The sequence below is a fragment of the Curtobacterium sp. WHRI 8282 genome, assembly GCF_040223925.2.
In the GTDB taxonomy this organism is placed as follows: domain Bacteria; phylum Actinomycetota; class Actinomycetes; order Actinomycetales; family Microbacteriaceae; genus Curtobacterium; species Curtobacterium flaccumfaciens.
Genome location: NZ_JBEHCD020000001.1, coordinates 391392 through 417434, shown reverse-complemented (window position 1 = coordinate 417434; position 26043 = coordinate 391392). Strand labels below are relative to the sequence as shown.

The following is a 26043-nucleotide window of genomic DNA, read 5'->3' as shown; positions in this document are numbered from 1 at the left end:
AGACGGGCGTCTGACACGCCCGGCCGTTCGGTGCGCCCCTCGTTCGGGTGGCACGATCACACTTTGTGAGGTTAGCCTTACCTAACATGACACCTCCCATCGAACTCCTGACCACCGCCACCGCCGAGCGCTACCGCTCCGCCGTGACGTCCACGGTGGACCGTCTGGCCGACCGCTTCGCCGCCGCCGACCGTCCGACGACCGACACCGCTCCCGAGGTCCTCCGGGCCCGGGTGCAGGACGTCGACCTCGACGCCGAACCCCTCGGGACGGACCGCGCGCTCGCCGAACTCGACGAGCTGTTCGTCCGCGAGGCCGTCTGGTTCCACGACCCGGCGTACCTCGCGCACCTGAACTGTCCGGTCGCGCTGCCCGCGGTCGCCGCCGAGTCGGTCCTGGCCGCCGTGAACCCGTCGGTCGACACCTGGGACCAGTCCCGGATCGGCACCGAGATCGAGCGGCACGTCGTCGCCTGGCTCGCCGGTCGGATCGGGTTCGCCGCGGGTGACGGCATCTTCACCTCGGGCGGCTCGCAGTCGAACCTGCAGGCCCTGCTGCTGGCGCGCGAGGCCCTGGGCGCCAGCGGCACCGTGTTCACGACCGCGGAGACCCACTTCAGCATCGCGAAGTCGGCGCGGCTGCTCGGCCTCCAGGCAGTGGTCGCCGTCGCCACCGACCACGCCGGCCGGATGGTGCCCGCCGCCCTTGCGGAGGCGATCGCCGCCGCCCGCGCAGCCGGGCAGACGCCGATGGCCGTCGTCGCCACCGCCGGCACCACCGACCGCGGAGTGATCGACCCGCTCGAGCCGATCGCGGACGTCTGTGATCTCGAGGGAGTCTGGCTGCACGTCGACGCCGCGTACGGCTGCGGGCTGCTCGTGTCCCCGACCCGCCGGCACCTGCTCGACGGCGTCGAACGGGCCCGGAGCGTGACCGCCGACCTGCACAAGTCGTTCTTCCAGCCGGTGTCGTCGAGCGCCCTGCTCGTGCAGCGCCCGGAGGACCTGCGCCGCACCGCCTGGTACGCCGACTACCTGAACCCCGAGGACGCCGCCGAGCCGAACCAGGTCGACAAGTCACTGCAGACCACCCGCCGGTTCGACGCCCTGAAGCTCTGGGCCACCCTGCGGGCGACGGGTGCCGACGCGATCGGGGCCGCGTTCGACACCGTCATCGACCTCGCCGTGGTCACCCACCGGATCGTCGAGGAGCACCCCGACCTGGTGCTCGTCGCGCCGACGCAGCTCAGCACGGTGCTGTTCCGCTGGCAGCCCGCCGGCATGACGGACGAGGCCGCCGACGCGCTGGTCGCCCCGATCCGCTCGGCCCTGCTCGCCGAGGGCCGGGTGCTGATCGCCAAGACGGTCATCGACGGCCGGCCGTGCAACAAGCTCACGCTGCTCAACCCGGAGACGACGCCGGAGCAGATGCGCGCGTCGCTGGAGCACGTCGTCGCGACGGCCGCCCGGGTGCGCGCAGCCACCACCGAGACCGAGGGAGCGACCCGATGACCGCCGACCGCACCGCTGCCGACCGCACCAATGCCGACCCCGCCGTGCACGACGTCGTCGGCATCGGCATCGGTCCGTTCAACCTCGGCCTCGCCTGCCTGACCGACCCGATCGCCGACGTCGACGCGGTGTTCCTCGACGCCGCCGACGGCTTCGCCTGGCACCACGGCATGATGCTCGACGACGCCACGATCCAGGTGCCGTTCCTCGCCGACCTGGTGACGATGGCCGACCCGACCTCGCCGTTCTCGTTCCTCGCCTGGCTCAAGGAGACCGGGCGCCTGTACCCGTTCTACATCCGCGAGGACTTCCACCCCCTGCGCAGCGAGTACGACGCCTACTGCCGCTGGGCCGCCGACCGGCTCGACACCCTGCGGTGGGGCCGCCGGGTGACCGCCGTCGAGCACGACCCGGTCACCGACACGTTCACGGTGCACGCCGAGACCGATCAGGGTCCCGAGACGTACCGCGCACACCACGTCGTCGTGGGCATCGGCACCGAGCCATCCGTCCCCGCCCCGTTGCGCGGGATCAGCGGGCCGGCGATCCACTCCGCCGACTTCCTGCCGAACCGCGACGCCCTGCGCGATGCCGGGTCCATCGCCGTCGTCGGCAGCGGGCAGTCCGCCGCCGAGGTCTACCGCGAACTGCTCGAGGACATCCGGCAGGACGGCTACCGGCTCGACTGGATCACACGTTCGCCCCGGTTCTTCCCGATGGAGGACACCAAGCTTACCCTCGAGATGACGAGCCCGGAGTACACGGACCACTTCCACGGGCTGCCCGAAGCCGTCCGCGACCGCCTGGGACGGGAACAGCGCGGCCTGTACAAGGGCATCAGCGCGGACCTGGTCGACGACCTGTACGACCAGCTCTACCGGATCAGCGCGCGCGGCCCGGTCCCGACGACGCTCCGGACCGAGACGAGCGTCGTCGACGCCGCCTGGCTCGCCGACCGTGGTACGTACCGGCTGACGCTCCGCCACGAGCAGCTCGACCAGACGTACGAGTACGAGGTCGAGCAGCTGGTGCTGGCCACCGGGTACACCCCGCGGGTCCCGCGGTTCCTCGACCCGGTCGAGCACCTCGTCGCCCGCGACTCCCGCGGTCGCCTGGCGGTCGCCCGCGACCACCACGTCGACACCCTGGGCGGGCGCATCTGGGTACAGAACGCCGAGGAGCACACGCACGGCCTGACCGCGCCCGACCTCGGCATGGGTGCGTGGCGGAACGCGTCGATCATCCGGTCCGTCACGGGTCGCCCCGTGTACGGCCTGGAGGCCCGGATCGCCTTCCAGGAGTTCGGCCTGCCCGCCTCGGAGCCGTCCACCGCCCGCCCCGGCACCGCGGAGCGCGCGCCGGCCCGGCGCGCGTCCGAGCGGGCGGAGGTGTCCGCATGAGCGCCGTCGTCGACAGCACCGGTGTGACGGTCGCCGGTTCGGCGGGCACTGGTGTGGTGGGCACTGCGACGGTCGACGCGCACGGGGCGACCGCGCCCGGGGGAGCCGAGCCGGGCCTCCTGACCGTCGAGCCCGTGGACCCGGAACGCGACGCCGCCGTCGTGCAGTCGTGGCTCGCCCACCCGGCATCGTCGTGGTGGGAGATGGGCGACCTCGACGTGGACGGGGTGCGCGCCTACCTGGTCGGCGTGCAGGCGGACCCCGCGCAGGCAGCGTGGCTCGGCCGCCGGAACGGTGAGCCGTGCTTCCTGGCGGAGACCTACGACCCCTCCGCCGTCCTGCTCACCGACGTGTGGGCGGCCGAACCCGGCGACGTCGGCATGCACCTGCTCGTCGCGCCGGTGCCCGCCGGTGGTCGTGTCCACGGCCTGACCAGCGCGGTGATGCGTGCCGTCGTCGAGCACTGCCGGGACGCCCTCGGCGCGCGCCGGGTCGTCGTCGAACCCGACGTGCGGAACACCGCCGTGCAGGCGAAGAACGCCGAGGTCGGGTTCCGCCCCCTGCGGCAGGTGGACGTCGCCGGCAAGCGGGCCCTGCTGTCGGTGCTCGACACCGACCGGATCGGCGTCCCCGACGACGACGGGCCGGCCGCACACCTGCGGCCCGAGCACCTGGAACCCGCCGAACGGCACCTCGTCGCGAAGGCGATCGCGGAGTTCACCCACGAACGGCTGATCGCACCCGCGCCGGACGGGGACGGGTGGCGGCTCGACGCGGGGGAGTCGACCTACCGGTTCCGGGCGCGGCAGCACGTGCTCGAGCACTGGTCGATGGACGAGGCCTCGCTGACGCGGACCCGTGCGGGGGTGCCGGCGCCGCTCAGCGCGCAGGAGCTCGTGCTCGAGCTGCGCGCGGTGCTCGGGATCCCCGACGAGTTGCTCGGCACGTACCTGGAGGAGATCGCGTCGACGCTGGCGAGTGCCGCGGCGAAGCACCGGCGGGGCGGACCATCGGCCGGGCAGCTGGCACGGGGGCGGGGCGGGGCCGGGGCGGCCGGGTCCGTCGAAGACGTCGTCGCGTCGTTCCAGGACGTCGAGGCGGCGATGACCGAGGGGCACCCGGCGTTCGTCGCCGCCAACGGCCGGATCGGGTTCGGGCTCGACGAGTACCGGGCGTTCGCGCCGGAGTCCGGCGGCCGGTTCCGGTACCGGTGGCTCGCTGCCCGACGCGAGCACACGCACCTGGCGCTCGCCGCCGACCGGACCGAGCAGGCGCACTGGGAGGCAGAGCTGTCACCGGCGGTCGTGGCCGGGTTCCGTGCCACGCTGGAGCGTCGCGGGCTCGACCCCGACGAGTACGTGTGGCTGCCCGTGCACCCGTGGCAGTGGCAGCACCGGATCGCCGTGACCTTCGCGCCCGACCTGGGCCGACAGGACCTGGTCGACCTGGGCGAGGGACCCGACGAGTACCAGCCGCAGCAGTCCATCCGCACCGCGTTCAACCGAACCGAGCCAGCACGGTCGTACGTGAAGACGGCGCTCGCCGTGCAGAACATGGGGTTCCTGCGGGGGATGTCGCCCGCGTACATGCGGAACACCCCGGCCGTGAACGACTGGGTCGGGTCGATCGTCTCGGCCGACCCCACGCTCGCCGCCGCCGGGTTCTCGGTGCTCCGGGAGCACGCCGCCATCGGCTACACAGGGGACGCCTACCACCGGGTCGACGTGTCCTCGCCGCAGCGCAAGATGCTCGCGGCCCTGTGGCGGGAGAGCCCGCTGCCGCGGGTGACGGACGGCGAGCGGCTGCTGACGATGGCGGCGCTGCTGCACCGGGACGCCGCGGGGAACGCCGTGGTCTCGGCGCTGATCGAGGCCTCTGGTCTGCCCGCCGACGTCTGGGTCCGGCGCTGGCTCGACGCCTACCTGCTGCCCGTCGTGCACTGCGTGACCGTGCACGACCTGGTGTTCATGCCGCACGGCGAGAACCTGGTGCTCGTCGTGCGCGACGGCGTCGTGGTCCGTGCCGTGATGAAGGACATCGGCGAGGAGGCCGCGGTGCTCGGTCGGCACGACGACCGCCCGGTCCCCGCCGACATCGACCGGATCGTGCACCCGGTGTCCGACGACGAGGCCGCGCTCGCGGTCTTCACCGACGTGTTCGACGGGGTGCTCCGGTTCGTCGCCGCGATCCTCGACGACGACGCGGTGCTGCCGGAGTCCCGCTTCTGGCAGGTCGTGGGGGAGTGCATCGACGCCCACGCAGCCGCGCACCCGGACCGCCGTCGTCCCCTGGACCTGCGGGTGCCGACGTTCGAGCACTCGTGCCTGAACCGGTTGCAGCTGCGGAACACCCTGTCGATGGTGGACCTGGCGGACCAGTCGGCGTCGCTCATCCGGGCGGGGGCGATGGCGAACCCGATCGGGCGGTAGCGGGGCGGGAGCTCTCGGTGCGGGAGCCGCGCCGACTACGGCTGCAGGCGGGTGGCCGTCCAGGTCCCCTCGGCGAGTGCGTACTGCAGTCGTCGGTGCATCCGGTCACGGCTGCCGTGCCAGAACTCCACGATGTCGGGCTCGAGACGCCAGGCAACCCACCGTGCCGGCCGGGGGACGTCGTCGCCGGAGTCGTCGAGCAGGTCGTTCGCGTCGTCGATCAGGTCCTGCAGGGTCCGCGGCTCGAGCACGGCCGACTGGTCCGCGATGGCCGTCGCCGCGCGTGACTTCGGGGAGCGGTCCGCGAACAGGGCGTCGGACTCGGCGTCCGACAGCCGGACGACGTGGCCCTCGAACCGGAGCTGCTGCATCGTCTCGCGCCAGTACGCCTGCAGGGCTGCGTGCGGGTTCTCGGCGAGCTGCCGCCCCTTCGGGCTGTCCTCCGACGTGCCGAAGACCAGCCCGTCCGCCTCGATGCGCTTCACGTCGACGGTGCGAGCGGACACACGGCCGTCGGCCCCGGCCGTGGCGAGGGTCATCGACAACGGCTCGGAGACCTGTCGGTCCTGCGCCGCGGACAGCCAGTCGCGAGCGAGGTCGAGCGGAGACGCCGGCGGGCTGTCGAACTCGGGCAGGTGCAGGGAGTCGTCACCGGAGAGCGGGGCAGAGGACATGTACCCACCCAACCGTGCCCGAGGGCTCGGTGTTCGAAAGGGGTCGTCCGCCGGGGTCGACCTCGGCCTCGTCAGGGCGTCGCGGACGGCAGCGTCCGGGTGATGCGGAGGTGTCCGACCGCACTGACGAGGACGGTCCAGACGGATCCGTCCGCCAGGCCCGAGAACGTGACGGTTCGGCCCTGGTCGTCGTCGCTGCCCGTCGGGACACGTCCGTGATCCGGCCAGAACATGACGGACAGCGCCTCGTCCGGGATCAGCGCAAGCCGACGGAGGTGCTCCCAGAGCGCGGACACCTGGTCCTGGCGTGTGGACGTCTCGAGTCCGCTCGGGCGGAACTCCGTCGGTGGCAGGTCGGCCACGCGGGTGTCGTGCACCACCTCGAACGGCGCTCCGGGACGCTCGACGTACCGCCGACGGAACACCCGGATGCCGATCGTGCCGTTCGGTTCGACCGCGACGTCGATGAGGTCGGCCCACCGGGTGTCCTCGTCGTCCCACCCCACCGCTCGGGTGATCCGGTGCGTGCTCGGCTGGTACCTGCCGGTCAGTACCGTGCCGGCGAGCACTTCCACTTCCGCCCACTCGGCCGGAGTCAGGGCGTCACCGAGCGTCGCCCGCACGGCGGTCCACCGTTGCGGTGCCGACCACGAGGCCGGCTGCGCGCGACCGAGGAGGCGATCGATCAGGGAAGGCCGTCCGTCGATGGAGCGGGTCGGAGCAAGCGTGGTCGAGGTGGCGATCGTCTCGGTGTCGTCGACGGCCTCCGGTCGCGCGACCAGCGGCTTCACTCCGACGAACGCCCGCTGTGCCTCCACCGTGCCGAGGCGTTCGTCGGCCGGGGCGAACACGTCGACCAGGTCGTCGAGGCGTGGACGACGACCGCGGCGGTGTCGGTACGCACGCAGGCCACCACCCTGCTGGCGTGCCATCCCGCTCGGCCACACGTCGACGCGAGCCCCCTGCACGCCCAGGAGCCACCCGTCGCGGTCGAGTGCCGCGCGCACCAGACTCAGCGCCTCGAAGGCGTCGTCGGCCGTGGCCGAGTGCTCGACGCCCAGCAGCGACACGGTCACGGTGGAGTGCGCCTGGCGGTCTGGGTTCGTCAGGTCCACCTCCACCGTGACGGTCGCCGGGGCGCTGGTGCCGTTCCGGTACGCGATCCGGTCGTACGTCGTCATCGCCGCCCGCCGTGTCCACGTGTCACGGCGTCGGGACCTGCACCGACACGAGCTCGGCGAACCGGAGCTGCTGCATCGTCTCGCGCCAGGACGCCTGCACGGCCGCGTGCGGGTCGTCGAACTCGGGCAGGTGCAGGGAGTCGTCACCGGAGAGCGGGGCAGAGGACATGCACCCACCCAACCGTGCGCCGGCGGTCAGCGCTCGGGGAGTCCGGCGTGACGTACCGAGCTGGGTCACGTGACGTGTCGCCCGGCGGTCCGCCGCATCGCCCGCAGCAGCAACGGACCCGGCAGCCGCAGCAGCGCGCTCGGCACCAGCGCCCGCACCCCGGCCACCACCCGGACGGTGTGCCGGAAACGCCGTTCCTCCCGCGGCCCCCACGCGAAGCCGTACGCCGTGCGCACCCGTTCCGGCAGCATCCCCACGGTCACGATGCGGACGAGGGGCATCGCCGCCCGCACCCACAGCGGCGCGAACCGCGGGTGCAGCAGGTCGCGGACGACCCCGCGGGCGTCGTCGGTGACCTCGAGCCCCTCCAGCCTCCGCTGCCAGTACCGGTCGAACGCCGCCACCGAGGTCGGCCAACGCTCCGGCGGCACCCGCAGCGCGGTCGCGATCGGGGCGTAGGCGGCGAGGACCTGCTCGGCGCGGGCCGCGGAGACGCGTGTGCCGAACAGGTCGTGCGCCCGCCGGGCGGAGTCGAACAGGGTGGCGGCCACCCAGAGTTGCCGGTCGACGTCGTCGGCGCCGGCGACGGGCCGGTGCGCACGGTTGACGAAGCCGGCCGCGGTCGCCGAGTCGGTCTCCGTGCCGATGACGACGGCGTAGACGAACATCAGGGTGTGCGCGAGCCGCTGCTGGGGTCGCCGGGCGAAGTCCGAGTGCCGTCGGACACCGGCCGCGACGACCGGGTCGGCGATCTGCAGCAGGATGGCGCGGCCGCCCGCGGCCACGGGGGTGCTGTCGGCGAGGAACCGACGCAGGTGACGGTCGTGGACGCGCCCAGCAGGCGGACGGGAGGCGCGGTGCGGGTCGTGCGTCGCGCCTCCAGGCCGTGGGGTGGTCACGCCGCGCCCCGTCGGCGTCGCGCCCGCAGGACGGGCCACAGGTCCACGGCGATCGCCGCCAGGAGCGCGACGGCGCCGACGACCAGGGCGACCAGTGCACACGAGGCGTCGACCGGCACGTCACCGGTCAGGGCGAGGAGCGTCGCGACGAGCCAGATCGCGGGGAGCGGCCAGAGACGGGTCGGTGATCCGGTGACGACCGCACCGACGACGCCGACGACGAGGAGCGGGACCCAGCGGCCACCGGGCTCCGAGCGGGCGGCGAGGTGCGCCGAGGCGGCGACCAGGAGCATCGCCGCGACCGCCAGCAGCCGCGCTGCCGAGGGCATGCTGCGGACGCTGGAACGGACTCGTCGGAACACGGCCCGATGCTACCGAGCCGTGTTCCGGGGGAGCCTGATCAGCTCAGAGCGGCTTCGTGCCGAGGTCGTTGCCGAGGTCGGCGCGGTCCTCGTCCTGCTCGTTCTCGTGCTCCCACAGGTCGGGCGAACCCTCGCGCGGGGAGCCGCCGGTCGGACCGTCGTCGGAGCCGTCACCGGGCTGCGGCTCGACCGTCTCGCCGGCGACCGCGTCGTTCGTCACCGTCTCGAGGGACTCCTCGGCCTCGTCCACCTCGTACGGGCCGACGTGCTCACGGTCGATGTCGTCGTCGCGACGCTGCTGGGACTCGAAGTCGTCGACGGGGCTGATGCCGGGGTCGCTCATGGTGGTTCCTTTCCGTTGCGGGCTTCCTGCCTACCCGCCGGCGCTTGGCGGCCGTCCGGTTTCGTGTCGTGTTCACCCGGGCGTCACCTGCCGGTCACACCGCCACGGCAGCATCGCCGATGCTCGGGGGAGTGGAGCGCGGTCGCCGACGGGTGGTCGAGCGACCGCGCCTTCCCCGCCCGGGTCGTCCGGGCCGGCGCGCTGACCGCCTGCGCTTTCGTCCCTGGTTCGTTCAGACGCGTTCGAGCAGGTCGCGTTGCTCGACGTCGGCGAGTGCGAGGGTGCGGTAGCCGGCGGACTCGAAGAACACCGTGATGCGGTCCTCCTCCGTGCTCATCACCACGCCCGTGCCCCACTCGGCGTGCTCGACGCGCGCATCCGGCGGCCAGGCCGCGTCGTTCGCCCCGTCGGCGACGTGGGCGGAGGCCTCGCGTGCCGTGCCGGACGAGCAGGTGTCACAGTTCCCGCACGGCTCCGGCAGCTCGTCGCCGAAGTAGCCGAGCAGGAACTGGCGGCGGCACCCCGTCGTCTCGGCGAGCTGGCGCATCATCGCGATGCGGGATTCCTCGACCCGCTCCCGTTCGGCGGCACGGTCGGCTGTCGCACGTGCCGCACGGTCGGCGTCCTGCGGGCCGTCCGGAACACGGGAGACACCGTCGACGTCGTCGCGCAGGGCGCCGGCGTCGAGCAGGGCGTTGAGTGCTCGACCGGCGGTACGGGCCGACAGGCCAGCGGCCTCCACCAGTGCGGAGCGGGCGATCGAACCGGTCGCCGGGACGGCGTCGAACACGGCCCGGACCGAGGCGGGTCGCGGCGAGCCGGACGCGAAGAACGTGCGCAGGCCGAAGTCCTCGGCGCGGTAGTGCAGGGTGGCGCCGGCCGGTTCGGCGTCCCGCCCGGCCCGCCCGATCTCCTGGTAGTAGGCGTCGATCGACTCGGGGACGTCGGCGTGCACGACGTACCGGACGTCGGGCTTGTCGATGCCCATGCCGAAGGCACTCGTCGCGACCACCACGTCGACGTCGCCGTCCAGGAACCCGGTGTGCACGGCCTCGCGCTCCGCCACCCGCATGCCGGCGTGGTACGGCTGCGCGCGGCGACCACGGGCGGCGAGGGCGTCGGCGTACTCCGTGGTCGCGGCGCGGGTGGCGACGTAGACGACCGTGGGTCCGTCGAGCTCGGCGACCTGGTCGACCACGGCCTGGCGCTTCTCGGCGTCCTCGGCGTGCCGGACCACCTCGAGCCGGATGCCGGGACGGTCGAATCCCGAGGCGAGCACGAACGGGTCGCGCATACCGAGCCGCTCGACGATGTCGTCCCGCACCGGAGCGGAACCCGTGGCGGTCAGTGCGAGCACCGGCGGGCGGCCCAGGCGTTCCGCGACCTCGCCGAGCGCCAGGTAGTCCGGTCGGAAGTCGTGACCCCACGACGAGATGCAGTGCGCCTCGTCGACGGCGACCAGCGCGACCCCGGCATCGCGGAGTCGCTCGAGCACGTCGTCCTTCACCAGCTGTTCGGGGGCGAGGAACACGTACCCGACCTCGCCCGCGGCGACGGCGTCCCACGCATCGGCGACGTCCCGTGCCTTCTTCGTGGCGTTCAGGGCGACGGCTCGGGGTGCGTCGGAGTGGTGCTCGAGCCCGACCACCTGGTCCTCCTGCAGCGCCACGAGCGGGGAGACGACCACGACGAGGCCGTCCAGCCCGAGGCCGGCGACCTGGTAGATCGCGGACTTGCCCGATCCGGTGGGCATGACCGCCAGGGCGTCACGGCCCTCGAGCACGGCGTCGATGACGGACTCCTGGTCGGGGCGGAGCGTCCAGCCGAAGACCTCGGTGGCGCGGGTACGGAGTTCGGGTTGCACCGATCCACACTGCCGAGCTCGAGCTCGGGCCGGTCCCAGCGGTGCGCGCAGCGGCTCATGCGCTTCCGGGGCCCGGTCCTGATCGGCGGGTGCTCGGGTGTGCCCCGACGTGCACCGGCCGTCCACCGAGCAGCGCTAGGCTGCGTGGCGGCCGTTGTCTCGACATCGAGCGACCCTCGATGTGGAGAGCGCGACCGGGAAACCGATGCCGATCGCACGAACCGTGCGGGAAGAAGAACAGCGTGGATCTTTTCGAGTATCAGGCCAGGGACCTCTTCGAGTCCTACGGCGTCCCCGTGTTGCAGGGGATCATCGCCGACACCCCCGAGCAGGCGAAGGCGGCGGCCGAGAAGATCGGTGGCGTCGTGGTCGTCAAGGCGCAGGTGAAGGTCGGCGGTCGCGGCAAGGCCGGCGGCGTGAAGGTCGCGAAGACCCCGGACGAGGCGTTCGAGCACGCGCAGGCCATCCTCGGCCTCGACATCAAGGGCCACACCGTCCAGCGCGTCATGGTCGCCCAGGGTGCCGACATCGCCGAGGAGTTCTACTTCTCCGTGCTGCTCGACCGGGCCAACCGCTCCTACCTCTCGCTCACCAGCGTCGAGGGTGGCATGGAGATCGAGCAGCTCGCCGTCGAGAAGCCCGAGGCGCTCGCCCGGGTCGAGGTCGACCCGCTGACGGGCATCGACAAGGCCGCCGCGCTCGAGATCGCCGCGCAGGCGAACTTCCCGGAGTCGCTCCGCGATCAGGTCGCCGACGTCTTCGTGAAGCTCTACGACGTGTACAAGGGCGAGGACGCGACCCTCGTCGAGGTGAACCCCCTCGTCCGCACCGGCGACGGCCAGATCCTGGCACTCGACGGCAAGGTCTCGCTCGACGAGAACGCCGACTTCCGCCACGAGGGCCACAAGGACCTCGAGGACACCGCCAGCGAGGACCCGCTCGAGGCCAAGGCGAAGGCCCACGGGCTGAACTACGTCAAGCTCGACGGCCAGGTCGGCGTCATCGGCAACGGCGCGGGGCTCGTCATGTCGACGCTCGACGTCGTCGCCTACGCCGGTGAGCGCCACGGCGGCGTGAAGCCCGCCAACTTCCTCGACATCGGCGGCGGCGCCTCGGCCGAGGTCATGGCCAACGGCCTCGACGTCATCCTCGGCGACCCGCAGGTGAAGAGCGTGTTCGTGAACGTCTTCGGCGGCATCACCGCCTGCGACGCCGTCGCGAACGGCATCGTCGCCGCGCTCGGCATCCTCGGCGACGCGGCCACCAAGCCGCTCGTCGTGCGCCTCGACGGCAACAACGTGGAAGAGGGTCGTCGGATCCTGGCGGAGGCAGCGCACCCGCTCGTCACCGTCGCCGCGACCATGGACGATGCGGCCGAGAAGGCCGCCGAACTCGCCGCCGCAGCGGCCTGAAGGGACTGACCATGTCGATCTTCCTCAACAAGGACTCCAAGGTCATCGTCCAGGGCATCACCGGTGGCGAGGGCACGAAGCACACCGCCCTGATGCTCAAGGCCGGCACGAACGTCGTCGGCGGCGTGAACGCCCGCAAGGCCGGCACCACCGTCACCCACGGCGACGTGTCGCTGCCGGTCTTCGGTTCGGTGCGCGAGGCCATCGACACCACCGGTGCCGACGTCTCGATCGTCTTCGTCCCGCCGGCGTTCGCGAAGGACGCCGTGACCGAGGCCATCGACGCCGAGATCCCGCTCGTCGTCGTCATCACCGAGGGCATCCCCGTGCAGGACTCGGCCGAGTTCTGGGCGCACGCCAAGGCGAAGGGCGGCACGACCCGGATCATCGGGCCGAACTGCCCCGGCATCATCACCCCGGGGGAGTCCCTCGTCGGCATCACCCCGGCGACGATCACCGGCAAGGGCCCGATCGGGCTCGTCTCGAAGTCCGGCACCCTGACCTACCAGATGATGTACGAGCTCCGGGACCTCGGCTTCTCGACCGCCATCGGCATAGGCGGCGACCCGGTCATCGGGACCACGCACATCGACGCGCTCGCCGCGTTCGAGGCCGACCCCGAGACCGAGGCCATCGTGATGATCGGCGAGATCGGTGGCGACGCGGAAGAGCGTGCCGCCGAGTTCATCAAGGCGCACGTCACCAAGCCGGTCGTCGGCTACGTCGCGGGCTTCACCGCTCCCGAGGGCAAGACGATGGGCCACGCCGGCGCGATCGTGTCCGGTTCGGCCGGTACCGCCGAGGCGAAGAAGCAGGCGCTCGAGGCCGCCGGCGTCAAGGTCGGCAAGACGCCGTCCGAGACCGCCGCGCTGCTGCGCGAGGTCGTCGCCGCTCGCTAGCGGTTCGTCTGTTCCGCACAACACCGGTGTTCGTCGGTTGAACCGCGTCCTGCGCGTGTTCGTCCTGGGAACACCGGTGTTTTGCGTCGGCAGCCGCGCGGCTCCGGGGTGGCCGCGCGAGGGGCACGTATCCTCGCTGCGATGAACCGCCTGGGAACCGCTCTGCTCGCCGCGATCGAGGCGGTCGTGACGGTCGGCGTCGGCATCGGGATCGCCCTCGTGCCCCTGACGCTGCTCTGGGGGTTCGAGTACGGCCTGCAGGTCGACTGGGACGTGTTCTGGAAGGCCACCGGCAGCGTGTGGCTCGTCGGACACGGCGTCGACGTCTCGTTCCTGCTCGGGTCCGCACTCGCCAAGAGCACCGGGGTCAGCGGCGCCGCCGACCCCATCCACGTGACCCTCGCCGCCCTCGGGTTCGCGGTCGTGACGGCCTGGCTCGGCGCCCGCGCCGGACGTCGGTTCGCGGAGACCGAGCACCGCACCACCGGGCTGCTGGTCGGGACCGCCGTCGTCGCGCTCCTCGGTCTGGCCGTCGCGCTGTCGTCGACCTCCGCCGCCACCCGCCCCACGCTCTGGCAGGCCGTGGTGCTGCCGGCGCTCTGGTTCGGGATCCCCGCACTCGCCGCCTCCGAGGTCTGCCGTCGTCGCCGTGACCTGCCCGCCGACGCCGGCACCCAGCGGGTCATCGACCTGGTCGACCGCATCCCCGCCGTCTGGCGGTCCGTCGCCGGGTTCGGCCTGCGCGCCGGGACCGCCGCGACCGCCGTGGTCGTCGGCGTGGCCGCGGTGCTCGTCGGCCTGCTCCTCTTCACCTCGTTCGCCGAGGTCATCACCCTGTACGAGCAGTCGCACGCCGGGGTCATCGGCGGCGTCGCGCTCACCGTCGGGCAGCTCGCGTTCCTGCCGGACTTCGTCGGGTGGGCGACCTCGTGGCTGATCGGCCCCGGGTTCGCCATCGGCACCGGGTCGAGCGTGTCCCCGATCGCCACGACCCTGGGCCCGATCCCCGGTCTGCCGGTCTTCGGTGCCTTGCCGACCTCCGGTCACACCTTCGGGCTCGTCTGGATCCTCGTGCCGGTCATCGCCGGGTTCGCGATCGGCGGCTCGATGCGACCACGGTTGGTGCGGGCCCTGGGCGCCGCCGACTCCGCGCTGCACCGTGCGCTCGGCGGCGTCGTCGCAGGACTCGTGGCCGGTGTGCTCACGGGGCTCATCGCCTGGGTGTCCTCCGGTTCGTTCGGCCCCGGGCGCCTGGCCGACGTCGGCCCGAACGCCCTGGCGGTCGGTGGGTTCGCCGCACTCGAGGTCGGCCTGCCGGCGATCATCGCCCTCGCCGCTGGCAGCGACCTGGTCCGGTTGCCGGACGGCGGATGGACGCGGGAGCGCTGGACCGAGGCCGACGAACCCGACGATGACCACGACACGGCGCACGCCGGGGTCGACCTCGGTGAGGGTTCCCTGCTCGCGGCGCTCGACCAGGCCGGTGCCGGGCGCACCACCGACGTGCACCGCTTCGTGGTCGAGGAGTCCCACGACGGGTCGACCGCTGCGCGGCCCCGCGCGACGACCGAGCACGCGACCGAGCCGGTCAGCAGCGAGCCGATCCGCAGCGAGCCCGCCGATGCGGCACCCGCACGGTCCACTTCCGCACCAGCACGGCCCGCCTCCGCACCCGCGCCCGTCTCACCGCGCGCCGGTGGCACCGACCACGACGTCGAGCTCCCCGACTGGGCGAAGACCGACGCGGTGGCCGCCGACCGCCTGGCCGCCGAGCCCGGACCGGAGCGCCGCAGCGCCGGACGAGCGGCCCTGGGTGGCCTCCGCGACCGCCTGGCCGGCGCGGCCGAGGGTGTCCGGGGGCGAGCCGGTGCACTCCGCGACCGCGTGACCGGCTCCGACGCCGAGCCCCAGCGTCCCGGCTCCGAGCGGCCCGCAGCGCCCGCCCCGGCAGCTGCACCCACCCCGGTGCCCACCGACGCCCAGCCCGCGTTCCCGTGGAGCACCGAGGAGTTCGTCGCCGGCCGGGACGACGTGGACGAGACGGCCGAGGCGGACCGCGTGGACGTCGCGCCGGACACCCGTGGGCCCGCCTCGAGGCCGGCGGAGCAGTCCCGCCCGACGAAGTGGGACGTCACCGACCAGATCCCCGAGGACGAACTTCCCTGGTGGCGTCAGCCGAAGGACGACCGGTAACAGCGCCCGTCGAGTGCGTGCCTGCCGGTAGGGTTGGTGCCGTGCTCGAACTGGTCGTCCTGATCTCCGGTACCGGGTCGAACCTCCGAGCCCTGCTCGAAGCGACCTTCGACGCCGAGTACCCCGCCCGTGTCGTCGCCATCGGTGCCGACCGTGACGCCGAGGGCCTCGGCCTGGGCGAGGAGTTCTCGATCCCGACCTTCACGGTGCCGTTCACCCGCTACGACTCGCGCGCCGAGTGGGGCCAGGCCCTGGCGGAGCAGATCCGTCCGTGGTCGCCCGACCTGCTCGTGCTCTCCGGCCTGATGCGCCTGCTGCCCCCGGCCGTGGTGTCCGAGTTCGCCCCGGGGATCATCAACACCCACCCGGCGTACCTGCCCGAGTTCCCCGGCGCCCACGGCGTGCGGGATGCCCTGGCCGCCGGGGTCACCGAGACCGGCGCGAGCGTCATCGCGGTCGACGACGGCGTCGACACGGGGCCGATCCTCGCGCAGGAGCGCATCCCGGTGCTGCCGGGTGACACCGAGTCGACGCTGCACGACCGCATCAAGCCGGTCGAGCGTCGCCTGCTCATCCAGACCATCCTCGACATCGCCAACGGCACCACCGACCTGAAGGGCACCCCGAGCGCATGAGCGTGCACGCAGCCGACCCCAGCCTCTACCGCGACCGAGACGTGGTCCCGGTCCGCCGTGCACTGATCTCGGTGAGCGACAAGTCCGGCCTGCTCGAGCTCGCCGGCGCCCTGGCCGACTCCGGGGTCGAGATCGTGTCGACCGGCTCCACCGCGCAGACCATCCGTGACGCCGGCTACGCCGTCACCGACGTCGCGAGCGTCACCGGGTTCCCCGAGTCGCTCGACGGCCGGGTGAAGACCCTGCACCCGTCGGTGCACGCCGGCCTGCTCGCCGACCTGCGGCTCGAGTCGCACGAGCAGCAGCTCGCCGACCTCGACATCGCGCCGTTCGAGCTCGTCGTCGTGAACCTGTACCCGTTCGTCGAGACCGTGGCGTCGGGTGCCGACACCGCGACCGTGGTCGAGAACGTCGACATCGGCGGCCCCGCGATGGTCCGCGCCTCGGCGAAGAACCACCCGAACGTGGCGATCGTCGTGTCCCCGGCGTCCTACCCCGAGGTCGTCGAGGCCGTCCGTGCCGGCGGCACCACGCTCGAGCTCCGGAAGCGCCTCGCAGCCCAGGCCTTCGCGCACACCGCCGCCTACGACACCGCGGTGGCGTCCTACTTCGCGAGCGACGTCGTCACCGCCGCTGCAGCCCCGACGACCGCCGGTGACATCCGGACCCCCGGTGCGTTCGACGAGCACCTGGCGGTCGAGGCCGAGCTGTCGGCGACCCTGCGCTACGGCGAGAACGCCCACCAGGCCGCGGCGCTCTACACGACGTCGGACGGCACCGGCATCGCACAGGCGACGCAGCTGCACGGCAAGGAGATGTCGTACAACAACTACGTCGACGCCGACGCAGCGGTCCGTGCGGCCTTCGACTTCGACGAGCCCGCCGTCGCGATCATCAAGCACGCCAACCCGTGCGGCATCGCGATCGCCCCGGCCGACTCCGCCGACCCGATCGCCTCGGCCCACGCCGCCGCGCACGCCTGCGACCCGCTCTCGGCGTTCGGCGGGGTCATCGCCGCGAACCGCCCGGTCACCGTGGCCATGGCCGAGACCGTGAAGGACATCTTCACCGAGGTCGTCGTCGCCCCCGGGTTCGACCCCGAGGCGCTCGAGATCCTGTCGCGCAAGAAGAACATCCGCCTGCTCACGCTGCCGGCCGACTTCGCGCTCGCCGACCGCGAGGTCAAGCAGATCTCCGGCGGGTTCCTGGTGCAGGACGCCGACCGCTTCACGGGCTTCGACCAGGCCACCTGGACCCTCGTCGCCGGCGAGCCCGCCGACGAGCAGACCCTCGCCGACCTGGCCTTCGCGTGGAAGGCGAGCCGTTCGGTGAAGTCGAACGCCATCCTGCTGGCGAACCAGGGCGCGAGCGTCGGTGTCGGCATGGGCCAGGTCAACCGGGTCGACTCCTGCCACCTCGCGGTGAACCGGGCCGGTGACCGCGCGACCGGCAGCGTGGCGGCGTCGGACGCGTTCTTCCCGTTCGCCGACGGCCTGCAGGTGCTGCTCGACGCCGGTGTCCGTGCGGTGGCGCAGCCCGGTGGCAGTGTCCGCGACGACGAGGTCATCGCCGCGGCGAAGGCCGCCGGCGTCACGATGTACTTCACGAGCGAGCGCCACTTCTTCCACTGATGTGAACAATCGGTGGCGAACCATTGCGCCCCGTGAGTCACTGTGAATAGTCTGTAAGGCTCCGCGGCAGGCAGCCGACGATCCCTCGGGACCGGAGGCACCGCGGACACAACGGTGACGAAGACGACGACTGGAGTGACGATGGACAACATGACCGGAACCGTGGCGACGGCCGCCCGCGCAGGTCTCGTGTCCGTCGTGGGGACCACTCCCGCACGGCGATCCCTGATCGCACCGCGGCCCCGCGCCGCGGCCGCCGTCTAGTCGGGCCGTTCCCACGGCCCCGCGGCGCAGCACCACCGGCGTCCGCGAACCACCCGCCTGAACCCGGGGGACGACGCTCCCTCGGTGCCTCCGGCCCGACCGACGTCACGCGAGTGACGGCGGAGACGCGACCACGCGCCCGGCCGATGATCACCACGCAACGCCACACCGAGCCTCCAGGCCGAAGCCGCGCGACGCGAGCAAGCAGCAAGCAGCAAGCAAGCAGCAAGCAAGCACCGCGCAGCGCGACCCGGGGACCCGGCAGACGCATGAGGACGCAACGCATGTCCAAGTCGCCCACCACGGCGCGCCCGTCCACCTTCCGCGCGATCGCGCGGATCTACCCCTACGTGAAGCCCTACCAGGGGCGCCTCATCGGCGGCATGGCCGCAGCGATGGGAGCCTCCCTGGTGGCGCTCGCAATCCCCTACGTGCTGCAGTGGCTCGTCGACGGTCCGCTGTCGTCGCGCGACTCCGCGCAGATCTGGCCCGCCGGGCTCGGGGTGCTCGCCCTCGGCGTGCTCGAGGCGTTCTTCATCGCCTCGCGCCGCCGGCTGGTGATGCGCCCCTCGACCCGCATCGAGACCAGCATGCGCAACTCGCTCTACGCGAAGCTGCAGGACCTGCCGGTCGCGTTCCACGACCGCTGGGAGTCCGGGCAGCTGCTGTCCCGTTCCGTGTCGGACCTGTCGCTGATCCGGCGCTGGCTGGCCTTCGGGGTCGTCCTGCTCGTCGTGAACATCGTGACGATCGTCGTCGGCTTCGTCGTGCTGTTCACCTTCGGCTGGATCCTCGGGCTGATCTTCCTGGTCGCGTCGATCCCGCTGTGGATCAACGGCCTGCTGTTCGAGCGCCGGTACTCCGCCGTCGCACGTCGCAGCCAGGACCAGGTCGGTGACCTCGCCACGAGCGTCGAGCAGTCGGTGCACGGCATCCGCGTGCTCAAGGCGTTCGGTCGCGGCGGCGCGAAGCTCGAGGAGTTCAGCGAGCAGGCCGAGGCGCTGCGCGGCACCGAGATCAAGAAGGCGAAGGCCATCGCGGGCATCTGGCTGTGGCTGCTGCTCGTGCCCGACGTCGCGTTCGCCCTGTGCCTGCTCGCCGGCATCTGGCTCGCGTCGCAGGGGCAGCTCAGCGTCGGCCAGCTGTTCGCGTTCTTCGCGACGGCGACGGTGCTGCGGTTCCCGATCGAGTCGATCGGCTTCCTGCTCTCGATGACGTTCGACACCCGCACGGCGGTCGACCGTTTCTTCGAGGTCATGGACTCCGAGAACACCATCACGGACCCGGAGCACCCGAAGACGATCGCCGAGCCGCACGGTGCCCTGTCGTTCAACGGCGTGCACTTCCGGTACCAGGACTCCGCGCCGCAGTACCCGGACCTGATCAACGGCGTCGAACTGCAGCTGCAGCCGGGCGAGACCATGGCGCTCGTCGGGCTCACCGGCTGCGGCAAGACGACGCTGCTCTCGCTCGTGCCGCGTCTGTACGACGTGACCGGCGGTTCGGTGACGATCGACGGGGTCGACATCCGCGACCTCACCCGCGAGGAACTGCGCCGGCACGTCGGCGTCGCCTTCGAGGACGCCACCCTGTTCTCGTCGACCGTGCGTGAGAACGTGCTGCTCGGTCGACCGGACGTGCAGGGTACCGAGGCCGAGGCGCTCATGCGCGAGGCGCTCGACATCGCGCAGGCGTCCTTCGTGGACGACCTGCCCGACGGCGTCGACACCCGGGTCGGTGAAGAGGGGCTGTCGCTGTCCGGTGGCCAGCGCCAGCGCCTGGCACTCGCCCGCGCGATCGCCGCGCGGCCGTCGGTGCTCGTGCTCGACGACCCGCTGTCGGCGCTCGACGTCGACACCGAGGCGCGGGTCGAGGCGGGCCTGCGTCGCGTGCTCGCCGACACCACGTCGCTCATCGTGGCGCACCGTCCGTCGACGGTGACGCTGGCCGACCGGGTCGCCCTGATGGAGAACGGCGTCGTCACGGCCGTCGGGACCCACCACGACCTGATGGCCACCAACGAGCACTACCGCTACGTCATCTCGTCGCTCGACGACGACGACGCGACCGCACGACAGGAGGCGATGGCATGAGCCAGCAAGAGAAGAACCTGCCGCTCGACACGTCGGCCGGGCCGGGAGGCGCGGATCCCGTCGTCGACGACATCGCCGACGCGCAGTCTGCCGCGCCCGTCACCGCCTCGATCACCACCATGGGCGTGCGCGGCGAGGAGCGTGAGGACTTCACGAAGGCCGAGAGCAAGCGCCTGCGGCGCCGGTCCCTCGCCCTGCTCGGGTCCCTCGCCGCACCGCTGAAGCTCCGGCTGGTGCTGCTCGGCATCGTGGTCGTGGTCTCGACCGCCGGCACCGTCGCGGGTCCGGCGCTCATCGCGTGGGGCATCGACAACGCCCTGCCCGCCGTGATGGACCAGAACGACTGGGTGCCGGCGTTCGCCGTCGTCGCGACGTACATCGTCGTGGCCGTCCTCGGTGCGGTGCTCACGGCCTGGTACACGGTGCTCGCGGCACGGATCAGCCAGGCGATCCTGTTCGACCTGCGCAAGCGGGTGTTCCTGCACACGCAGCGGCTCTCGCTCGAGTTCCACGAGACCTACACGTCGGGCCGGATCATCTCGCGCCAGACGAGTGACCTCGACTCGATCCGCGAGCTGCTCGACTCCGGACTGAACCAGCTCATCCAGGGCGTGCTGTACATGGCGTTCACCGCCGTGGCCCTGGTGCTGCTCGACCCGACGTCCGGGCTCGTGCTCGCGGTGTCGCTCGTGCCGCTCTGGTTCCTGATCCGCTGGTTCCAGACGAACTCGCAGACGCTGTTCCGCTCCACCCGTGTCACCTCGGCGCGCGTCATCGTGCACTTCGTCGAGACGATGACGGGCATCCGCGCGGTGCAGGCGTTCCGCAAGGAGTCCCGCAACCGTGACGAGTACGGCGGCTACGTCGAGGACTACCGGGTGGCGAACACGAAGGTGTTCAACCTGTTCGGGACCTTCGACCCGGTGCTCGTGCTCATCGGCAACGCGACGCTCGCCGCGGTCGTCATCGTCGGTGGTTTCCGGATCGTCGGCGGGACGCTCGAGGTCGGTGCGCTGCTCGCGGTCGCGTTGTACGCCAAGCGCTTCTTCGACCCGGCGCAGGAACTCGCGATGTTCTACAACGGGTACCAGTCGGCCTCGGCGGCGATGGAGAAGATCTCCGGTGTCCTCGAGGAACGGCCGAGCGTGCCGGACCCCGTGAAGCCCACCCGTCTGGCGGACGCCACCGGGAAGATGGACTTCGACGAGGTCGTCTTCGCCTACAACAAGGGCAAGGTCGTGCTGCCCGAGTTCGACCTGCACATCCCGTCGGGGCAGACCATCGCCCTCGTCGGGTCCACCGGTGCCGGCAAGTCGACGCTCGCCAAGCTCATGGCGCGCTTCTACGACCCGACGCAGGGCTCGGTGAAGCTCGACGGCGTGGACCTGCGCGACCTCGACACGAAGGACATGCGCCGCGCGATCGTCATGGTCACGCAAGAGGCGTACCTGTTCTCCGGCACCGTCGCGGACAACATCGCGCTCGGCAAGCCCGGTGCGTCGCGTGCGGAGATCGAGGCGAGCGCCAAGGCCGTCGGCGCGCACGAGTTCATCATGGCGCTGCCCGACGGGTACGACACCGACGTGAACAAGCGCGGCGGTCGTGTCTCGGCGGGTCAGCGGCAGCTGCTCTCGTTCGCGCGGGCGTTCATCGCGGACCCGAGGGTGCTCATCCTCGACGAGGCCACGGCGTCGCTCGACATCCCCTCGGAGCGACTCGTGCAAGAGGGTCTGGAGACCCTGCTCGCCGACCGCACCGCGGTGATCATCGCGCACCGGCTGTCCACCGTCGCGATCGCCCACCGGGTGCTCGTGATGGAACACGGCCGGATCGTCGAGGACGGCACCCCCGCCGACCTCATCGCCGGCACCGGGCGGTTCGCCCAGCTGCACGCGGCCTGGCGCGACTCGCTCGTGTGACGAGTTGTGATGCCGGCGATGACACTCCGCAGAGTGTCATCGCCGACATCACGAGGGGTCGGCTAACTGGTGGCGGAGGAGTGCCGCGGCTTCCTGCATCTCGTAGCGGCTCTCCAGGACATCGACGATCTGGGTCGGCGACAGCTTCGGGCCGTGCTGTCCAGTCCTGGACGCGAGTTCGAGTACCGCCCGGGCGGCAGCCGCCGGGCGGAGCGAGACCTGATCGTGGACGAACGAGGCCGGGCCGAGGATATCGATTCCGCTCGGGATCTTGTCGTCAGGAAAGTCCTTGAAATTGAGTGTGACGATGGCGCCCGCTCCGCCAAGCTCTGCAGCGGCGACCACGTGTTCGTCGTCAGGATCCGGGAGGCCGTAGGAACCATCGAGGCGCTCCCATCCTGTGACGACCGCATCGTCGAACTTCAGGCGCATTGTCTCGACCAACCGGTGTGCTCGCTCCTCGGCAGCCGCCTCGTCCGCACCGCGACGCACTAGCTTCTTCGCCTCGTGGTACTCGAGTTCCTCGAGGATCGCCGTGCTCCAGATTGGGCGGTACACGCCTTCGATGGCGAGCGACAGGAGGAGATCCCGCTGAAGGCTGGGCCAGAGCACGCAGGTGTCGAGGAGCGCCGTGAACACTCTAGGAGTATCTCATGTGTCGCGAGTTATTCTCGTTGACCTGCTCGGAGTTGCTTCCGTGTGAGCCGAAGGTCTGCCAGTGTCGTGTCGACGTCATCACCTTCGTCGTACTCGGTGGAGTACAACGCCGACAGTGCTTCGTACTGCTCATCTCGGCGTCGCGTCCGGTATGCAAGAGCATCCGCGAGCTTAATCCGTCGATGCGTGTTGACCTTCTCGAACGGGATGTCTCCCCGGTCGAGCATCTTCACGACCGTTGGTCGACTCACGTTGAGCAGCTCAGCAACTTGCTGGGTCGTCAGCGTGCGGGACTGCGGTGAGATCGTGACGGCCAAGCCGCGCTGCATCGCTTCGATCACCTGTAGGAGAACTCGATGGACCTCGGCCGGTAGTTCGACGTGATCGCCTGCCTCGGCTCCAGCGAGGAAGTAGCGGGCTTCGATCTCATCCCGGCCCGATTCAGCATGGGCGGCGAGGAAGTCATGAACTTGCGCGACCGCTCCGGCGTCGGAAGCCTCATATGTTTCCTGCTGCATAGCGTGTTCCTGTGCTGGCATCTTTATCTCCTTCGCAACAACCGTAACAGGTTTCGTTTATTTCGACTCAGGATGGGCCAGATGTCATCGATGCACCACGTGGTTGGCTTGCTCCATGAGCAACGACAGCGTGGTGCAGCCCGGCGGCGTCGCCCTGCACGACCCCTTCTACGGTGCCCCCTTCACCGAGGCCGTCCGACGGTTCTGGCGGAAGTACACCGTGTTCACCGGACGGGCATCGCGCGCCGAGTTCTGGTGGTGGTGGCTGACGTCGTTCGCGATCGGGCTCGTGCTGCAGCTCGTACCGCAGGTGTTCACTCCGGACACCCCGGCGCTCGAGAACCCCGTCGGCTCGTACCTGTTCATGCTGTGGGTGCTCGCGACGCTCATCGGGTCGCTCGCGCTCGGTGCCCGACGGCTGCACGACGCGAACCTGTCCGGCTTCTGGCAGTTCCTGCACGTGCTGCCGGGCCTCGGCTCGCTCATCGTGTACGTGCTGTGCCTGTTGCCCGCGAACCCGAAGGGTGCGCGCTTCGACCGCTGACGGCCGATCCGGGGCGGACCCTGGCGGGTCGACCTGCGCGGACCGGGATCAGAACGGGTCGTCCGCGTCCGTGGCGGGTGACCAGCGCGCACGACGCATGTCGAGCCTCCAGGCCGACGTCCCCTGCACGAGCGGCGTCCCCTCGACGCGGTAGTGCTCGAGTGCCCGGGCCTCGTGGTGGAGCGGCGGGTACCCAGCCGCGCGCACCACGCGCCACCACGGCAGGTCGGCGCCCTCGTGCGCCATCACCTTGCCGACGGCACGCGACGCCCGCGACCCGAGGGCCGCGGCGACGTCGCCGTACGTCATGACGTGACCCGGCGGGATCATCCGCACCACCTCGACGACGGCGGCGCCGAAGTCGACGGCCGCGTCTTCGAAGGGCACAGTGTCGGACGGCACGGCGTCGGATGCCACGTCGTCGGAGGGCACGGCGTCGGGGCGCGCTAGAGCGTCAGGACCGCGAAGTGGTCGCCGTACTGGGTCTCGCGAACGACCTCGAAGCCCACGGCGCGGAAGAACGCCTCGGGGCTGTCGTCACCGCCCGGCTCGTACACGACCGTCAGTCGCTCGAACCCACGGCTGCGTGCCTCGTCCGCCAGGCCGTGCACGGCGAAGCGACCGACGCCCCGGCCCTGTGCGCTCGCCGCCACGTTGACGCGCCAGATGCAGCTGCGCAGCTCTTCCTGCGCGTTGTCGGCGTCGAACGAACCGATGATCAGGCCGAGGACCTCGTCGTCGTCGAGGACGACACGGGTCCACGCGGAGCTCGGCTTGACGTCGGACTCGGCGACCCCGTAGGTGGTCGGCTGCACGAACTGTTCCTGGCCCGGCTTGAGCGTCAGGGAGTTGGCCGCGGCAGCGGTCTTCGCGGAGAGTTCTTCCAGGCGCAGGTCGGACATGCGGCCAGGCTAACGGTGCAGACCCTGCGGAAGCCAGAGACCGGGGCAGACCGAGACCGCACCGTTGCCGCGGTATGGTCGCGGCATGGCAGAGCATCGACGCGGAGCGAACCTCCCGTCGATCGGCGGGTTCAACCGCACCGTGGTCCTGGACGCCGTCCGCCGCTCACCCGACGGCCTGAGCCGCGTCGAACTCGCAGCCCGCACCGGACTGAGCGCGCAGACCGTGTCGAACGTCACCCGGTTCCTGATCGAGGCCGGCATGATCGTCGAGTCCGGCACCGTCGTGTCCGGCCGCGGCAAGCCCCGCACCATCCTGCGGCTCGAACCGGGCAGCCGGTACGCGGTCGGCGTACACGTCGACCCGGCCGTCGTCACCTACGTGCTGCTCGACCTCGCCGGCACCGTCGTCGCCGCGTCCACCACCTCGACCCCCACGGCCGACGACCCGTCCGAGGTGGTGCGCACCATCGCCTCGGCCGTCGACGGGCTCGTCGCCGACGCCGGGGTGGCCGTCGACAGCGTGCTGGGCGTCGGGATCGCGAGCCCCGGACCGATCGACGTCGAGGCGGGCATCGTGGTCGACCCGCCGTTCCTGCCCCGGTGGCGGGACGTGCCGCTGCGCGATGCGCTCGCCGAGGCCACCGGCTACCCGGTCCTGCTCGAGAAGGACGTCACGGCCGCCGCGGTCGGCGAGATGTTCCTGGCGGGGGAGTCCTCGGCCCGGAACTTCGCGTTCGTGTACTTCGGCACCGGGTTCGGCGTCGGGCTCGTCGTCGACCACGAACCCGTGCGCGGGGTGGGGTCCAACGCGGGCGACGCCGGGCACATCATGGTCGACCAGGGGGCCCTCGCGGGCACCCCGGACGGCTCGGGCACGCGCGGCGAGGTCGGTGCAGCCGTCGCGCCGGACCGGCTGGTGCGGATCGCGCGATCGCGGGGGCTCGCGCTGTCGGGCGGAGCGGTCACGGAACCAGGTGCAGCCGCCGTCGCCGCGGATGCCGACTCGGTCGACGCCGTGAACGCCGCGTGGGACGAGCTCGCCGCGGCGATCGCCGACGGGGACGACACCGCCGTCACGCTCGCGGCCGAGGCCGGCACCGTCATGGGCAACGCCGTCGTCCTCATCGTGAACCTGCTCGACATCGACCGCGTGGTGTTCGGCGGCCCGTTCTGGTCGCGCATCGCGAGCGCTGCGCTGCCTGCTGCGCGGACCGCCATCGTCGGGTCGCCGTTGCTCGTGCCGAAGCACGCCGTGCAGGTGGTGGAGAGCGACCGCGGCGCCGACGTCGCCGCCGTGGGTGCCGCCTGCCTGGTGCTCGACGCCGCGCTCTCGCCACGGGCCAGCACCCTGCTGATCCGGCGCTGAGCGCGCGGGCTCACCGGAGGCGGTGAGCGCGACCGCAGGGCGGACGGGAGGCGCGGTGCGGACCCGACCCGCGCCTCCCGTCCGCACGCGCGCGTCCAGGGCACCGGTCGCGACCCGGGACACCGCCCGTTCACCCGTCGGCCACCGGCCGGTCGCGTGGATGCTGAACAGTCGT

23 protein-coding genes are annotated in these 26043 nt (G+C 71.6%); 12 read left to right on the top strand and 11 right to left on the bottom strand.

Annotation, left to right across the window (positions count from 1 at the left end):
* Positions 1 to 86 precede the first annotated feature (86 nt).
* Genes ABRP24_RS02005 through ABRP24_RS01995 form a run of 3 tightly spaced genes read left to right on the top strand, consistent with a single transcriptional unit; the run spans position 87 to position 5340 of the window.
* Positions 87 to 1511: an aminotransferase class V-fold PLP-dependent enzyme gene (locus tag ABRP24_RS02005; protein WP_349847691.1), complete on the top strand. Its 1425-nt coding sequence runs from the start codon at positions 87 to 89 to the stop codon at positions 1509 to 1511.
* Positions 1508 to 2911 carry a SidA/IucD/PvdA family monooxygenase gene (locus tag ABRP24_RS02000; RefSeq protein WP_349847692.1) on the top strand — a complete coding sequence of 468 codons (1404 nt, stop codon included), beginning with the start codon at positions 1508 to 1510 and terminating at the stop codon, positions 2909 to 2911. The genes ABRP24_RS02005 and ABRP24_RS02000 overlap by 4 nt, the downstream gene beginning before the upstream one ends.
* Entirely contained in the window at positions 2908 to 5340 is a 2433-nt protein-coding gene (locus ABRP24_RS01995; RefSeq protein ID WP_349847693.1) for a GNAT family N-acetyltransferase, read from the top strand. Before ABRP24_RS02000 ends, ABRP24_RS01995 begins: the two co-directional genes overlap by 4 nt.
* A gap of 35 nt (positions 5341 to 5375) precedes the next feature.
* On the opposite strand, the gene ABRP24_RS01990 is transcribed toward ABRP24_RS01995, so the two are convergent.
* The 7 genes from ABRP24_RS01990 to ABRP24_RS01960 form a co-directional block, all read right to left on the bottom strand.
* Positions 5376 to 6014: a pyridoxal 5'-phosphate synthase gene (locus ABRP24_RS01990; RefSeq protein WP_027466681.1), complete on the bottom strand. Its 639-nt coding sequence runs from the start codon at positions 6012 to 6014 to the stop codon at positions 5376 to 5378.
* Positions 6015 to 6085: 71 nt separating this feature from the next.
* Positions 6086 to 7195, bottom strand: a complete 1110-nt coding sequence (locus ABRP24_RS01985; protein WP_349847694.1) for a hypothetical protein — start codon at positions 7193 to 7195, stop codon at positions 6086 to 6088.
* 22 nt (positions 7196 to 7217) lie between these two features.
* Positions 7218 to 7364, bottom strand: a complete 147-nt coding sequence (locus ABRP24_RS01980; RefSeq protein ID WP_349847695.1) for a hypothetical protein — start codon at positions 7362 to 7364, stop codon at positions 7218 to 7220.
* Between the two features lie 65 nt (positions 7365 to 7429).
* Positions 7430 to 8263, bottom strand: coding sequence for an oxygenase MpaB family protein (locus ABRP24_RS01975; protein WP_349847696.1), 834 nt, complete (start codon positions 8261 to 8263; stop codon positions 7430 to 7432).
* Positions 8260 to 8592 carry a hypothetical protein gene (locus tag ABRP24_RS01970; protein WP_349847697.1) on the bottom strand — a complete coding sequence of 111 codons (333 nt, stop codon included), beginning with the start codon at positions 8590 to 8592 and terminating at the stop codon, positions 8260 to 8262. Before ABRP24_RS01970 ends, ABRP24_RS01975 begins: the two co-directional genes overlap by 4 nt.
* A 76-nt stretch (positions 8593 to 8668) precedes the next feature.
* Entirely contained in the window at positions 8669 to 8968 is a 300-nt protein-coding gene (locus tag ABRP24_RS01965) for a hypothetical protein (protein ID WP_035809242.1), read from the bottom strand.
* A gap of 232 nt (positions 8969 to 9200) precedes the next feature.
* Complete coding sequence (locus tag ABRP24_RS01960; protein WP_349847698.1) at positions 9201 to 10832, bottom strand: RecQ family ATP-dependent DNA helicase; 1632 nt, start codon at positions 10830 to 10832, stop codon at positions 9201 to 9203.
* Between the two features lie 242 nt (positions 10833 to 11074).
* Between ABRP24_RS01960 and sucC the strand changes: the two genes are divergently transcribed.
* From sucC to ABRP24_RS01925, 7 genes are all read left to right on the top strand, one after another.
* Positions 11075 to 12244: an ADP-forming succinate--CoA ligase subunit beta gene (gene sucC, locus ABRP24_RS01955; protein ID WP_027466677.1), complete on the top strand. Its 1170-nt coding sequence runs from the start codon at positions 11075 to 11077 to the stop codon at positions 12242 to 12244.
* Positions 12245 to 12255: 11 nt separating this feature from the next.
* Positions 12256 to 13143, top strand: a complete 888-nt coding sequence (gene sucD / locus ABRP24_RS01950) for a succinate--CoA ligase subunit alpha (protein ID WP_071250213.1) — start codon at positions 12256 to 12258, stop codon at positions 13141 to 13143.
* Between the two features lie 141 nt (positions 13144 to 13284).
* Positions 13285 to 15336, top strand: coding sequence for a DUF6350 family protein (locus ABRP24_RS01945; protein WP_349847699.1), 2052 nt, complete (start codon positions 13285 to 13287; stop codon positions 15334 to 15336).
* Positions 15337 to 15377: 41 nt separating this feature from the next.
* Complete coding sequence (gene purN, locus ABRP24_RS01940) at positions 15378 to 15971, top strand: phosphoribosylglycinamide formyltransferase (RefSeq protein WP_071404669.1); 594 nt, start codon at positions 15378 to 15380, stop codon at positions 15969 to 15971.
* Positions 15968 to 17602 carry a bifunctional phosphoribosylaminoimidazolecarboxamide formyltransferase/IMP cyclohydrolase gene (purH, locus tag ABRP24_RS01935; protein WP_232749216.1) on the top strand — a complete coding sequence of 545 codons (1635 nt, stop codon included), beginning with the start codon at positions 15968 to 15970 and terminating at the stop codon, positions 17600 to 17602. The genes purN and purH overlap by 4 nt, the downstream gene beginning before the upstream one ends.
* 548 nt (positions 17603 to 18150) lie before the next feature.
* Entirely contained in the window at positions 18151 to 19959 is a 1809-nt protein-coding gene (locus ABRP24_RS01930) for an ABC transporter ATP-binding protein/permease (protein WP_301599795.1), read from the top strand.
* 119 nt (positions 19960 to 20078) lie between these two features.
* Complete coding sequence (locus ABRP24_RS01925; RefSeq protein ID WP_349847797.1) at positions 20079 to 21878, top strand: ABC transporter ATP-binding protein; 1800 nt, start codon at positions 20079 to 20081, stop codon at positions 21876 to 21878.
* Positions 21879 to 21926: 48 nt separating this feature from the next.
* Here the strand turns inward: ABRP24_RS01925 and ABRP24_RS01920 are convergent, their stop codons facing one another.
* Together ABRP24_RS01920 and ABRP24_RS01915 are read right to left on the bottom strand one after the other, a co-directional pair.
* The gene (locus ABRP24_RS01920) at positions 21927 to 22517 is read right to left on the bottom strand and encodes a PIN domain-containing protein (RefSeq protein WP_173032821.1); all 591 of its coding nucleotides are present in this window, start codon (positions 22515 to 22517) and stop codon (positions 21927 to 21929) included.
* A 26-nt stretch (positions 22518 to 22543) separates the two neighbouring features.
* The gene (locus tag ABRP24_RS01915) at positions 22544 to 23074 is read right to left on the bottom strand and encodes a helix-turn-helix domain-containing protein (protein WP_349847700.1); all 531 of its coding nucleotides are present in this window, start codon (positions 23072 to 23074) and stop codon (positions 22544 to 22546) included.
* 94 nt (positions 23075 to 23168) lie between these two features.
* Between ABRP24_RS01915 and ABRP24_RS01910 the strand changes: the two genes are divergently transcribed.
* Positions 23169 to 23597 (top strand): DUF805 domain-containing protein, encoded by a 429-nt coding sequence (locus ABRP24_RS01910; RefSeq protein ID WP_027466671.1) that lies wholly within the window; start codon positions 23169 to 23171, stop codon positions 23595 to 23597.
* Positions 23598 to 23645: 48 nt separating this feature from the next.
* Here the strand turns inward: ABRP24_RS01910 and ABRP24_RS01905 are convergent, their stop codons facing one another.
* Both ABRP24_RS01905 and ABRP24_RS01900 read right to left on the bottom strand, forming a co-directional pair.
* Positions 23646 to 23984 (bottom strand): MGMT family protein, encoded by a 339-nt coding sequence (locus tag ABRP24_RS01905; RefSeq protein WP_349847701.1) that lies wholly within the window; start codon positions 23982 to 23984, stop codon positions 23646 to 23648.
* Positions 23985 to 24043: 59 nt separating this feature from the next.
* Positions 24044 to 24499 (bottom strand): GNAT family N-acetyltransferase, encoded by a 456-nt coding sequence (locus tag ABRP24_RS01900; protein ID WP_027466669.1) that lies wholly within the window; start codon positions 24497 to 24499, stop codon positions 24044 to 24046.
* An 85-nt stretch (positions 24500 to 24584) separates the two neighbouring features.
* Between ABRP24_RS01900 and ABRP24_RS01895 the strand changes: the two genes are divergently transcribed.
* Entirely contained in the window at positions 24585 to 25868 is a 1284-nt protein-coding gene (locus ABRP24_RS01895) for an ROK family protein (protein WP_349847702.1), read from the top strand.
* Positions 25869 to 26043 lie beyond the last annotated feature (175 nt).